This window comes from Arthrobacter sp. Y3222053 (assembly GCF_059092805.1).
On sequence record NZ_JBNHIA010000001.1, the window covers coordinates 259,745 to 272,804 of the forward strand.

Below are 13,060 nucleotides of genomic sequence, written 5' to 3' on the forward strand. Positions count from 1 at the left end.
GCTCACGAGGCCAGTTTCAGGGCCGCCACCGGGCAGATCCGCACCGCGGCCTGCGCCGCCGGGACCTCGGCGTCGGAGACCTCGGGCGTGTCGATGACGAGTTCGCCGTCGTCGTCCAGGTGCATCAGCTGCGGTGCGGCTTCCTCGCAGAGGCCGTGGCCCTCGCATCGGGGCCGGTCCAGTTCGATTTTCATGCTGCCTCCACCTCGAGTACCTGCAGCCTTTCGATGCTGCGGGTGATGTTTGCCGGGATCCGTTCCTCATCCGCCACCGCCAGGGACTTCACCCGGCGGGCCAGCGCGCCGATGACGGCCTGCCCTTCCAGCTTGGCCAGTCCCTGTCCGGCGCAGCCGTGCGGGCCGTAGCCGAAGGACAGGTGGTCCACCGGGTTGCGGCGCACGTCGAACACATCGGGATTTTCGTAGTGCCGCGGATCCCGGTTGCCGGCGCCGAAGAGGATGCCCACCTGCGCGCCGGCCGGAATCAGGGCGCCGTCGATCTCCACGTCCCGGGTGGCCGTGCGGCCCCAGACGTGGATGGGCGGCTGGTAACGCAGGACTTCGGCCAGCGCGGCGGACACCAGGTCGGGCTGCTCGCGGACCAGGGCCAGCTGGTCCGGATGCTCGGCGAACAAGGCCACGATGTTGCCGATGGAGGCGATGGTAGTGTCGACGCCGGCGCCCAGGTACTGGTGGATGATGTGTCCGGCGGAGCCGGCGGGAATGTCACCGCGCGCTTCGGCGTCGAAGATGCCGCGGCCGATGGAGCCCGGTGCCAGGTCCGCCGCGGTCACCGAGGAGCACCAGGCGTACAGCTCGCCGGCGATGGGGAAGTTCTCCTGCGTGCGCGGGTTGAGCGGGCCGAGCACCTGCATGGCGGCTTGGCCCCAGCGCAGCATGTTGTCTTTGACGCTGCCGCTGAAGCCGATGAGGTCGGCGACGATTTCGAGCGGGAAGGCGCGGGCGAGGGCGTCGATGGCCTCGAAGCTGCCGCGTTCGACCAGCTCGGCGACAAGCGCGTCCGCCTTTGCCTCGATGGTGACCTTCAGTCCTCGCAGCGCCCGCGGGGTGAGGTTCTCCGAGAGCGTGGCGCGCAGCTGGGTGTGCGTGGGCGGATCGGAGGCCAGGGAGGTGCCCTGCAGCGCCTCGTTCACCACCGGATTGAAGCCGAGGGACGTCGAAGAGAAGGTCTGCGGATCGCCGAGCGCAGTGCGGATGGCCTCGTAGCGGGTGAGGGCGTAGATGCCGTTCTTTGGCAGGTGGACCACGGCAGCGGTCTCACGCAGCACGGCGTAGGCGGGATGCGGGTTCACCAGGACGGCGTCGTCCCAGAGGTCGATGTCGGATTCAGCCGGTGTTGCCACGTGCGGCCTCCTGTCGGTTGCGGATTGGGGTGAGGACCAGCCGGCCACGGCGGCCGGCTGGGAGCGGTAGGGCGGTGGGAGCCGCTGCGCCGGGCCTTCCCGGCCGTGACGCGTATCACAGGACCTCAGTCTGGAAGAAGGCTTTACTCCTTGTCAAGGTTGCCTACGCTGCATCGAGAGAGATGCGGATCACTGTGTTTGCTTGACATCATGTAAAGAAAGCTGTGATGATGGCGGTCACATCAGCCAGTGGCTTGGATCACTGAGCTGCCGAACCAAGCTTCAAAGGAGAGGCCCTTGAGCCACTTCGCAGGCGACGACGCCGGCACCTCCCCCAGCTCTGCCGCCCGGAACGCCGTGGTCAACACCGTCCTTGGCCCGGTTGCCGCAGCGGAACTGGGCGTCACCGCAGTCCACGAGGCCCTGCTCTCCGTGATCCCGGGCGCCGAATACGCGCCGGAGATCAGCATGGACCGCGCCGAGATCTTCGAGGTCCTTGCCGCCAAGCTGCGCGACTACCGAGCCCGGGGCGGCGGAACCATCGTGGACAGCACCGGCATGTTCCACGGCCGGGACCTGCTGCTCTACGAGGCGCTGTCCCGGTCCACCGGCGTGCACATCGTCGCGTCCACCGGCATGGGCCCCGAGGAAATGCTCGGCGGTTACTTCCTGACCCCGCAGACCAACCCGCCCACGCCGTGGCCGGCGGAAAAGTTCGCGGAGCTGTTCAGCCGGGAGGTGACCGAGGGCATGGTGATCCCCCGGTTCGAGCGGCGGGCTCCGGCCGGCCTGGTCGCCACGGCGGCCGACCGCACCGGGATGACCCCCACGGAGGAAAGTCTGTTCCGCGGTGCCGCAAGGACGGCCCTGGCGACGGGTATTCCGGTCTCGGTCCGGTTCGGCGCCGATGCGCTGCGTGAGCTGGACGTCGTTTTGGACGAGCAGCTTCCCGCCGACCGGATCGTCGTCGGCGGCCTGGACCGCAAGGACGCGGTGGGAGCAGGTGCGCCGCTGGAAGTAGCCCGCCGCGGCGCCTATGTGGCCATCGACCACGTCGGGCTGAATGACGACGACGCGTACATCGACGACGGCGCCCGCGCTGCCCTGGTCGCCGAGCTCGCCGAGGCGGGATTCGCCGACCGAATCCTGCTCTCTTCCAACTGCATCGGAGTGGCCAAGGGCCAGCCCGACTACGACCTGCCGTTCAACCACGTCCTGGCCGGTTTCGTTCCCCTTCTGCACCGGCAGGGGCTGTCCGAGGAGCTCACCCGACGCATCCTCGCGGACAATCCGCAGTCCCTGCTGACGGTGCGCTGACCGGCGTCGGTCCGGTATCCACGGTTTCTTCTAGGTTTTCGAGGTGTTGGTTTGTCGAAGGTAAACACTGTATTGGGCACGATCCCGGCCGAAGAGCTGGGAATCGTAGCCGTCCATGAGCACATCGGCTACGGCATGCCCGGCAGCGAGCTGGACAGCCGCTGGTGGAAGACGCCGGAGGAGCGCTACGCGGAGACGGTGCCGAAGCTGCGCCGGTTCCACGAGTACGGCGGAGGGACCTTCGTTGACGCCACCGGCATCTGCAACGGACGCGACGTCGACTACTACAAGTCGCTGTCGAAGAAGACCGGCGTGCATATTGTCGCCTGCACGGGTTTCGTCGGCGGCGACACCGCCCTGCCGCACTTCGCGCGCGCTTCGGTCGATTACCTGGCCGGCGTCTTCATCCACGAGATCACGGTCGGCATCGGCGACACCGGCGCCAAGGCCGGCGTCATCAAGGTGGGCGTGAGCCGCGGCGGCCGGATGACCGAGCTGGACAAGCGCATCTACCGGGCAGCGGCGCGTGCCGCCGTCCGCACCGGCGTACCGATCCTGACCCATCTGGCTATCGATCCGGAACCGGCGATCCGGATCTTCGCCGAGGAAGGCCTGCCGCTGGACCGGGTGCTCTTCGGCCACGCCGACGACGGGCTGAACGCCCCGAACACGCCCAGTGAATGGATCATGAGCCAGGGCGGCCGGATCGGCTTCGACACCTTCGGCTACGAAACCGAGCTGCCGGATCCGCCGTTCTGGGCCCGGCCGCGCAGGGAACGCCTCGACCACTTCCTGGACCTGGTGAAGAAGGGCCACCTGAACCAGCTGCTGGCCTCGGCCGACGCGAACTGCAGCCCGCTCGGCTGGCCCGGGGTGAAGGGCCACACCGTCAACTACATCTTCGAGGACCTGATTCCCGACCTGCGGGCCGCGGGTCTCGACGACGCCGCCGTCGAGACCCTCTTTATCGACAACCCCGCCGACTTCCTCACCATCCGCAGCTGACCCAGCCGCACGTCCCCGGTTCCAGCCGGCCGGGCACTGCCCTCCACCGTCCGGCGCAGCGAAGCGCCGCACACAGAAAGTGACACAGCCATGCAAACCTCTGAGATCCGGAACCTCCACATTGCCGTCGTCGGCGGCGGTTACGGCGGAGCAGCCGCCGCCATCGCCCTGCGTAGCATCGGCGCCGAGAATGTCCACGTCTACGAGCAGGCACCCGCCCTGGGACAGGTGGGCGCCGGCATCGGCCTACGGCCGCCGACGGTCGAGCTGTTCCGCCAGTGGGGCATCTTCGACCGGATCGCCGCCGTCAGCTCCCCCAGCGACTACCTGGAAATCCTCACCGGCGACGGCGGGCAGGTCCTGGCCCATGAGGTGTGGCCGAAGCTGAACGATTACGCAGAGCCCAACCACACCCGCATCATCCACCGCGGCGACTTCATCGACGCGCTCCTTGGCGCCCTGCCGGAGGACGTCGTACACCTTGACCACAAGCTGACCGCCCTTGAGGACCTCGGCACGACGGCCCGCCTGACGTTCGACAACGGCGTCCAGGTGGACGCCGACCTGGTGATCGGGGCCGACGGCATCCGCTCCCTGGTCCGCCGGTCGCTGTTTTCGCAGAACGAGCCCGTGCATGCCGGCGAGCACGCCTACCGTGCGGTCATTGCCCTCGAGGATGCCCAGGGCCTGGTCATCGACGACAACCCGCGCTTCTACATGGGCCGCAACGGCACCATCGCCTACAATCTGCCGCTGCGGCACCGCGGCCAGGTCTCGTACGACATCACCGCGCCGTCCACCGACGAGTCCTGGGCGCCGGAGATCACCAACGACTACTTGGTGTCGCTGCTCGAAGGGTTCGACGAGCGGATCGTGGAGATCGCCCGCAACCTCGACCTCGCCACCGTGACCAGCCGCTCGGTATACGACATCGATCCGGTGGACAGCTGGCACACGGATTCCGTGGTCCTGCTCGGTGACGCCGCGCACGCGATGCTGCACCACCAGGGCCAGGGCGCCAACTCCGCCATCCAGGACGCCGGCGGGCTGGCCGACGCGCTGCTGGCCGCCGGCTCCGTGCCGGATGCGCTGGCCCGCTACCAGGCCGCACGCAAGCCGCTGACGGACGAGCTGCAGCGCCTGTCCCGGCTGGGCTGGAACGCGGCCGCCGTCGAAACTGCGTTCCCGGAAAAGTCCTCCATCAGCTAACGGTCCTGCCCCAGCCGGACCCGCACGCAGCGGCTCCGGCCGGCCCCCGATCCGGGGCTCGGCCGGAGCAGCGGCACATCCAGACCCGGCCGCCGGCAGCCCGGCGGCGAAAGCCAGCACCAACACGAAGGCCAGCCATGCCAGTACATCCCGAAATCGCCAAGATCCTCGCCACCATACCCGCGCCCGACGGCTCCCCCCTGGACCCGGCGGCGATGCGCGCCGGGGAGGAGTCACAGGTCCCTCCCGTGGAGGACCGGCTGCCGCTGCACGCCGTCGAAGATGTTGCCGTTCCGACGGCGGACGGGGCCGTTCCGGTGCGGATCTACACCCCGGCAGAGGCGGAGTCCTACGGTGTGCTGGTCTATTTCCACGGCGGGGCCTTCTTCCTCGGCAGCCTGGAGACGCATGACCACGTGGCACGCTCACTGGCCAAGGAGACCGGATTCAAGGTCATCTCCGTCGGATACCGCCGCGCTCCGGAGGCGGCTTTCCCGGCCGGACTCCGGGACTGCTATGCAGTTCTCCGGTGGGCTGCGGACCACGGGTCCGAGCTGGCCTGGGACGGCACCCGCCTGGCTGTGGCCGGAGACAGTTCCGGCGGGACCTTCGCCGCCGCGGTCACCGGCATGGCCAGGGACGACGGATTCGACGCGATCTCCCACCAGATCCTGTTCTACCCGTCGCTCGACCTGGATTTCGACGTCGACCGGTACCCCTCGCTGCGGGAGAACGCCGTCGGCTACGGGCTGGAAACGGCCGGGCTGAAGCCGTTCAACGCGTTCTACCTGGACAGCGGCGCCGACCCGGCGGACCCACTGGTCTCGCCGATCAAGCGCGCGGACCTGTCCGGCCTGCCCCCGGCCCTGGCCATCACCGCGGAATTCGATCCGCTGCGTGACGAGGGCGAACTGTACGCGCGGAAGCTGGCGGAGGCCGGCGTCGACGTCGTGCAGTCGCGGTACGCGGGCGCCAACCACGGGTTCGTGGCCAACTTCTCCTGGATTCCCGAGTTCTACGAGGCCTTCAAGGAAACGGCTGGTTTCCTGCGGCGCGGGCAGGGCGCCTGATGGGGGCCGCTGTCCATCCGCTGGTTTCGCCGTGGGGGCGGTTCGGCCTGTACTCCTACTTCATTGACGCGCCGGAACCGGCGATCGTGGACACCGGTATCGCGTCCTCACCTGCGGAGGGGCTGCTTCCGGCGCTGGAACAGCTGGGCCGCAGCATTGACGAGGTGCGGTGGATCCTGCTGACGCACGGGCACATCGACCATCTCGGCGGGGCGCAGGCCCTGCATGACCTGACCGGCGGCAGGGCGAAGGTTGTCATTCACGAAGCCGACGCGCACCTGCTGCGCTCCCGGCAGGCCCATGTGGACGAGTATCAGGCCGGGCGTGGCCGGTACCTGAATGATCCCGACGGCGTCGGGCAGCAGACCCGGACCGTGCAGCACGCGATTTCCGGCGAAATGGAGCCGGAGGTCCTGGTGCGGGGCGGCGAGAGGCTGTCGCTGGGCGGAGACGTAACGGTGTCGGTGCATTCCGTTCCGGGCCACACCGCCGGGTCGGTGGCGTACGAACTGGACGGCCAGGGGGCCGTGTTCACCGGTGACGCGGTGCAGGTCCATGGCGCCGCCAATCGGTTCCCCGGCTACGCGCATCCAGACGCCTACCGGGCCAGCCTCCGATACCTGCGCGACGAGGTGCGCCCGCAGCGGATGTACCTGGGCCACCCATACCGTGCCGCTGACGGCTCCCCGTACGGCGTCGAGCTGGATGCCGGAGAAGCGTCCCGCGCCCTGGCCGAAAGCCTGGCCATTGAGGACCGGATCCGGCAGAGCGTGGGCCGCTGCCTGCGGGAGGGCCTGCAGGACACCGGGTCGGCCTACTCCCCCTTCGCCCCGGTGGCCGAAGAGCTCGGCTATGAGGCCGACCCGGCCTTGGAACCGTCACCGTTCTTCACCACGCTGCACGGCTACCGCATCCAGTTCGATCAGACGTCCCATACGTCATGACTGAGGAGTTTCACGACAAGATGGCCAGTTTCCAGACGATCCGCGCCGGCGGGCTGCCGATCTCGGTCCGGAAGAACCTGCGCGTACCCATGCGCGACGGCGTCGAGCTCGCCGCCGATGCCTACCAGGGCCCGGAGGAGAAGCCGCGGCCGGCCCTGGTGGCGCTGAGCCCGTACGGCAAGGAGCTGCAGGCGCTGGCCCTGACCATGCCGCCGCAGCGCCGGCCCAGCCCCATGTGGGACGGGTGCATTGAGGCCGGCGACATTGCCCGCATCGTGAAGGAGGACTACGTCCACGTCATCGGAGACCTGCGCGGTTCCGGCGATTCCGGGGGTGAACACATCGGCAACTACAACGCCGGCGGGGTGTCCCTGGGCCAGGACGCCTACGACTTCATCGAGTGGGTGGCGGCGCAGCCGTGGTGCGACGGCAATGTCGGCATGGTCGGCATTTCCTACTTCGGGTCGATGCAGGTCCTCGCTGCCGCGGAACGGCCGCCGAGCCTGAAGGCGATTTTCGTTTCCGGCGGGCACTACGACTTTTACGAAACGACCTATCACGGCGGCGTCATGTGGTTCATGCCGCGTGCGGCACGGGAGGGCCGGGGCGGAGACTCAGGCTGGGCGTTCACTGACCGGGTGAAGTCGCGGATGATCGAGAAGCACTCGCCCGAGGAGCTGAAGAAGCTGGTCGCCCGGCGGCTTCAGGACCCGGACGTCGCGGCGTGGCCGAACCTGGTGCATGTGCTGAACTACCCGACGAACCACGAGGCGTGGTTCGACATCGTGATGAACGACCTGGACGGTGAGTGGTACGAGGAGCGGAACCCGATCACGCTGGCTCCCAATATCGACATTCCGGTGTGGCTGCAGCTTGACCAGGGCCGAGGATGGACCCTGGACGGGACGATCGAGCTCTACAACGCCCTGAAGGGTCCGAAGAAGCTCGACATCGGCCCGTACCCGCCGATGCAGTCGCGCCCGTTCATCGAAGAGCACGACAAGATGTTCCGGTGGTACGACTACTGGATCAAGGGCATAGACAACGGGGTCATGGACGAGCCCGCGGTGTCTGTGTTTGTGGAGGGTTCCCGCGAGGTCGTCACCGCCGACCAGTGGCCACCGAAGGAGATTGAGTACCGGCCGCTGTATTTGCGGACCCGTCGCAGGCTGTCGGCTGAGCCTGAACGCATGGGTGTCGAATACGCCGCCCCGGACGGTTTCTATCAGGCTCCGCTCACAGTGACGGACAAGGTGGAGATTCTGACCTGGAGCAGCGATGTGTTCGAGGAGCCCACGGAGATGATCGGCACAGGTGCCGCGCACATCTTCGCGGAGATCGACCAGCCCGACACAAACTTCATCCTGCGGCTGTGGGACGCGGCTCCGAACGGCAAGCGGCAGCTGATCACCACCGGTTATCTGAAGGCCTCCCACCGCGAGCTCGACGAGGAGCGGACGACGGAGGGCAACCCGTACCACCCGCACACGCGGGCAGTGCCGGTGGAACCGGGGTCCGTCGAGGAGTATGTGGTGCGGCTGTATCCGTTCGCCAACACGTTCCGTCCCGGTCATCGCCTGGTGGCGGAGCTGTCCAACAATGAACCACTGGCCGACGAGCACAACGCGCTGCTGCCGCCCGACGCCTTCCACCTGCCCGTCGGCCGCCCGGTGACGCACAAGATCTACCGCGACGCCGAACACCAGTCCCGGCTGGTGTTGCCGTACACCGTCCGGAAGTAGCTCCGGGTCTCCGCGGGCGTTGCCGCACACCGTCCGGACGGAGCCGAACCAGGACGCCGCTGAAGGCGCCGATGCCCTGCATCGGCGCCTTCAGGTTGTGGATATGCAGGCCGCTGCCAGGAGCCGCCCTAGAACGGCGGCGGGATTTCCGGTGTGGCGGGTGCAGCCCCGGACTGCTCTACGGGCGGCATGGCAGGAAACCGTCGGAGCCGGGCGTTCTCCAGCCATGCCTCCCGTTTCGCCTCCTGCCCGGGCATCGTGCCCGGGGCGATGGCCGCCGCACCTGCCTTATGCGGCTCTCCGTCCACAGCGCCAGCCCCTGGAGGTCTCAGCGTGAGTTGAGGATCAGTGGTGTAGCTCCCGCCCAACGAGGAACCCCATGTGAGCTGCCCGGGCTTTCTCTGGCATGCCTTCCAGAAGCCCTGCGTTTTCAGCCGATGGTGCTTCGGACACAGGTGGGCGAGATTGTCATGGTCTGTCCGGCCCCCTTGGGACCAGGGCACTGTGTGGTCGATCTCCGACCTGGCCGCGTTCACGCTGCATCCGGGGAATCGGCAGGTTCCGTCTCGGGCGCGCAGCCAGCGGGAGAGGCCGGCAGGCACTTTCCGACGCCGTCCAACGGCCAGGATTTCTCCCGTGGCGGGGTCCCGGACCAGTCCGGTCCAGTACCTGCTCCGTCGGGCGAGGCGGCGGGCGGCGTCGGCGCTGATCGGACCGTATCCGGCCAGCTCCGCGGGTTGGTCGTCGGTTCCGAAGAGCGTGTCTGCGTTGATGATGACCATGATCTCGGCCTTGGCCCGCGAAAAATCCGTGTCGGTGTCGGTGTCGGTGTCGGTGTCGGTGTCTGCATCAAGGCCCTCTGTGCGGGCGGCAGCGCCGCGGACCGGGTGGGTTCCTGCGCCGGCGGCCACGTCTGGAGCGGACCCGGAGGAAGCGGCGGGCGCCCCGGTGCGGGTCAGCTCCTCCCGGCCCGACGTCCCCAGCAGGGTTCCGGTCAGCAGGTCCGTGCGCAGCTGATCCATGGTCCGCTCGTCGCCGCTGTCTTTCCGGCCCCGGGCAGCCGCAGAGAGCGCCGCGAACAGCGCCATGCCCTTCTCGGCGGCCATCATCGCTCCCAGGCAGGCCATGCCGTCAGGTGCAGGTTCCAGCCAGACCCGCCGTTTCGACAAGGCATCCCGGTGCCGTTGTCTGATGGTGTCGGGATAACGCCGTTCGCGGAGGGAGCGGACCCTGCGGGACAGCTGCGCTGCCGTCAGGTTTCGGGCCGCCTGCAGCGCCTCGGTCTCGAAGGCGGGGGCGTCTTCCGGCGGGACGAACTGCACCTCCTCCAGCAGAACCCGGGCCTGCGGATACGTGACGGCCCCGTACGACAGGTGCGCCAGCGTGGCGGAGCGTTCCCGTGTCAGCTTCCCGGACTCGGAGACCAGGCGCATGGCGCTCATGTGCGGCAGCCGCAGCGCCGCGCCCACCTCGGCGGCCGTGGCGGACAGGACCGCTCCCTCTGTCTGTTCCGCAGGTAGGAGGGACTTCGCCTTTCGGTCCACCAACTCCTCGACCCGCGCCACCACCCGGGCCTGCTGCGCCTGCGCCCACCCCATCAGGGCGTCGAGCCGGGCGAGCGTGGCTGCGGCCTCGGCATCATCGAGGGATTCCGCAGCTCTCAGCGACAACCAGCCGTCGAATCCCTCAGGCAGTGACGGCGGTGCGGACGTGGAGGATGCATCGGGCTGGGCATTAGAAGATGCAGCTGGCTGCGCACTAAAGGTCAGGGCGACCCCGCGCTCGTTCAGCAGTCCCGTTGGGAGCAACGGCACCGTAGGCTCAGGTCCCGCGCTCAAGGAGGCCACAGGTCCGGGCGGCACAGCCGACACCGAAGCATCGAAAAGCAGTCTCTGCCCGGTGTTTGTCTGCGGCTTTTCCATGCGTTAAGAGTTTCAGCCGGCACTGACAAAACAGGGCCGAAAAGGGGGTTATCCAGCACCGTTCGTTACCGGTCCTCCGGCAGTTTTTACCTGTGTTTTCAGCCGGCAAATACCTGCTCAGACGAACGTGGTTCACGACGGTTCAGCCCGGTTTCGGCCGACGCCTGTCCCGCACAGGCCGCTGACCTTGCTCAGGTCGGTTCAGGTCCGTTCCGGCCGACCCGGGTCGCCTCCGACGTTCAGGACAGGTCAGGACGGTTCAGCTCGTCGGCATCCCAGGAGAGGTCTGCCCCTTCCGGAAGCGGAAGGGCCTCGATCTCCGGATCCGCGACAAGAGCCGCGATGAGCTCCCTGCTGCCGGCGACAATCGTTGAGTCGAAGTCGATCTCCGAGACCAGCACCCAGGCATGGTCCGCGGGCCACAGCAGGTTGGGCGACTGCGGAAACCACGGCATGTGGTGCCACGGCACCCGCTCAACCCATGCCGGATCCTGAAAGAACCGCACGCCGGCGGCGAAAAGGTAGTAGCTGCGGTCCGGAAGATCCAGGGTCGGGGCGAGCACGACGTCGGCCGGCAGCAGGCCCGACCCCGGCGGCGGAGCATCGACACGTGGGTCAACGCCCCGGCTATAAGCTTCCTCGAGACTGACCCATCTGGTTGCACCGCCGGCATCCACATCCTCCGCCCCGGCCGTCCTGGGCCCGGCCGCCCTAGGTGCGACGGTGTCAGGCCCCACGGTGTCAGGCCCGGGGGTGTCAGGCCCGGGGGTGTCAGATCCGGCTTCATCAGGCCCGACGCCGCCCACGTCCCCGGATTCGCTTCGCTCCTCGTCGTCGTCCTCCGGGGCAGCATCCTCAGCCAACCACGCGACTTCGAGCTGAGCGTACCCGGCGGAACCCGTCAGCCCGCCGTACCCATTCCAGATCCCCGCCACACCGGCGTCGGGCGTAGTGGTGTGGGCAGCCAGATGGCCTGCAACCCGGGCCAGGACATCTGCCGCAAGATTGCCCTCCTGCGGCTCCGAATAGCGCCTCCCCTGAGCATCCAGCGGGCCGTATACGCTCTCGATCCCAGGCTTGATCAGCCGTGTGAACTGGGCCAGAGGGTGCATGGTGGTTCCCATGGCCTCGGCCACCGCACTCCAGCCGATGTACTCGTCCTCGATGGTCGGCTGCCGGTACGAGGGTGCCCGGACGTCAGGCCAGTCCGGCGGCTGCCGGTCCCACCCCGATCCCTCCGGCCAGTCGCGCTGCACCGGATGAAACACCCGCGCATACGCCTCGAAGCCACGCGGCACGACGATGTGCATGGTGCCCCACGTCGAATCAATGCGCGGGCGCAGCCACTCCCCCGCCAAAGACTCCTTCAGCGGGGTTCCCGGCGGGAGGGACGACGAGGGAGGGCCAGCCTCCGCGCGTCGGTCCGCGGCCGCACCCGGCCCGGGCTCCGCGGGCCGGCCCGGCGAACCGCCCGGGCCGGATTCAGCAGGCTCCGGGCCCGGTTCCTGCGGTCCCGCCCCGGCTCCCCCGGTCACAGCCGCGCCACGCTCACGGCTCTCCGCCCGTCGGCGCCGCAAACGGGTCGAAGCGGAGCCGCTCGAACATCTGCCGCTGCTCGGCCTGGGCCGCTTCATCCTCATCCTCGGTGATCCGCTGGGCGACATAGCGGTACATCTTCTCGCGGACCAGGTACGCCTCGGCGTCGGTCAGCGGCCCCGCAGCCAGCGCCCCGGCGCGTTCCTCCAGCTCCGGCAGCCGGGCCAGCCCGGCGTCGTCGGGCGCCATGGTGATGCCGAACGCGACGTCGAGCACCGTCCCGGCCTTCTCGCCGTCGGTGGCGACCGGGTCGGCGTCGACGACGGCGAGCGTGCGTTCCGCCGCCGCCCGCGCCGCCTCGTAAGCCTGAAGCCCCAGCAGGAAGCGCACCTGCTCGGTCCCGGAGGAGTAGTCGTATATCGGCCCGTCCAGCCATTCCAGCACGCTTTCACGCCACTGGTGGCTGCCCGTGTAGAAGAGCAGGACGGTGGCGTGGCCGGCGACGGCGGCGCGCAGCCGGCGAATCTCCCCGCCGTCCGCCCCATCGCCGTCGAGGGGGAACTCGCGCAGGGCCTGCTCGGCGATCTGCTGCAGGTGCGCGGCCAGCTCGTCGTCCTGCACCGACCCGAGCTGTCCCCAGTCGGCGATGTCCTCGGTGTACAGGCTCAGCTCACGCATCAGGAAGCGGACCCAAGGGCTGCCCGGCCCGTATTCCTCCACAGCCAGGGGGAACGCCCCGATCAGGTAGTAGGGATCCCGCGGGCTGCGCAGGTCCCACGCCGCAGTGAACAGGTGGATGGCAAGCTCGCGGTCATAGGTGAGCGCGGGAACGGACTCGGTATAGGCCCACGCCTGCTCGCAGGCCGCCGCGCCTTCCTCCGGCTCACCGGTGATGTAGAGCGTCTCGGCAGCCCGCAGCAGCGTCATTGCGTATGCCTTGGGATCCGGGATT

11 protein-coding genes are annotated in these 13,060 nt (G+C 68.5%); 6 read left to right on the forward strand and 5 right to left on the reverse strand.

Annotated features, from left to right (window positions below; all coding sequences use genetic code 11):
• Positions 1–2: 2 nt before the first annotated feature.
• Both AC5RUW_RS01220 and AC5RUW_RS01225 read right to left on the reverse strand, forming a co-directional pair.
• Positions 3–194 (reverse strand): ferredoxin, encoded by a 192-nt coding sequence (locus tag AC5RUW_RS01220; RefSeq protein ID WP_494159003.1) that lies wholly within the window; start codon positions 192–194, stop codon positions 3–5.
• Positions 191–1,363: a cytochrome P450 gene (locus AC5RUW_RS01225; RefSeq protein WP_494159004.1), complete on the reverse strand. Its 1,173-nt coding sequence runs from the start codon at positions 1,361–1,363 to the stop codon at positions 191–193. The genes AC5RUW_RS01220 and AC5RUW_RS01225 overlap by 4 nt, the downstream gene beginning before the upstream one ends.
• Positions 1,364–1,660: 297 nt before the next feature.
• Between AC5RUW_RS01225 and AC5RUW_RS01230 the strand changes: the two genes are divergently transcribed.
• The 6 genes from AC5RUW_RS01230 (at position 1,661) to AC5RUW_RS01255 (ending at position 8,650) form a co-directional block, all read left to right on the forward strand.
• A complete protein-coding gene (locus AC5RUW_RS01230; protein WP_494159005.1) occupies positions 1,661–2,680 on the forward strand; it encodes a phosphotriesterase family protein in 1,020 nt (339 codons plus the stop codon).
• 51 nt (positions 2,681–2,731) lie between these two features.
• Entirely contained in the window at positions 2,732–3,685 is a 954-nt protein-coding gene (locus AC5RUW_RS01235; protein WP_494159006.1) for a phosphotriesterase family protein, read from the forward strand.
• A gap of 90 nt (positions 3,686–3,775) precedes the next feature.
• Positions 3,776–4,894, forward strand: coding sequence for an FAD-dependent oxidoreductase (locus AC5RUW_RS01240; protein ID WP_494159007.1), 1,119 nt, complete (start codon positions 3,776–3,778; stop codon positions 4,892–4,894).
• 137 nt (positions 4,895–5,031) lie between these two features.
• Positions 5,032–5,964: an alpha/beta hydrolase gene (locus AC5RUW_RS01245; protein WP_494159008.1), complete on the forward strand. Its 933-nt coding sequence runs from the start codon at positions 5,032–5,034 to the stop codon at positions 5,962–5,964.
• Entirely contained in the window at positions 5,964–6,908 is a 945-nt protein-coding gene (locus AC5RUW_RS01250; protein ID WP_494159009.1) for an MBL fold metallo-hydrolase, read from the forward strand. The genes AC5RUW_RS01245 and AC5RUW_RS01250 overlap by 1 nt, the downstream gene beginning before the upstream one ends.
• A complete protein-coding gene (locus tag AC5RUW_RS01255; RefSeq protein WP_494159010.1) occupies positions 6,905–8,650 on the forward strand; it encodes a CocE/NonD family hydrolase in 1,746 nt (581 codons plus the stop codon). The genes AC5RUW_RS01250 and AC5RUW_RS01255 overlap by 4 nt, the downstream gene beginning before the upstream one ends.
• A gap of 128 nt (positions 8,651–8,778) precedes the next feature.
• Here AC5RUW_RS01255 and AC5RUW_RS01260 read toward each other — a convergent pair whose 3' ends face one another.
• The 3 genes from AC5RUW_RS01260 to AC5RUW_RS01270 all read right to left on the reverse strand — a co-directional run bounded on the left by AC5RUW_RS01260 (position 8,779) and on the right by AC5RUW_RS01270 (position 13,035).
• On the reverse strand, positions 8,779–10,320 hold the full coding sequence (locus AC5RUW_RS01260; RefSeq protein ID WP_494159011.1) for an HNH endonuclease: 1,542 nt from the start codon (positions 10,318–10,320) through the stop codon (positions 8,779–8,781).
• A 491-nt stretch (positions 10,321–10,811) separates the two neighbouring features.
• Positions 10,812–11,930 (reverse strand): hypothetical protein, encoded by a 1,119-nt coding sequence (locus tag AC5RUW_RS01265; protein WP_494159012.1) that lies wholly within the window; start codon positions 11,928–11,930, stop codon positions 10,812–10,814.
• A gap of 190 nt (positions 11,931–12,120) precedes the next feature.
• Entirely contained in the window at positions 12,121–13,035 is a 915-nt protein-coding gene (locus tag AC5RUW_RS01270; protein WP_494159013.1) for a hypothetical protein, read from the reverse strand.
• Between the last annotated feature and the right edge of the window lie 25 nt (positions 13,036–13,060).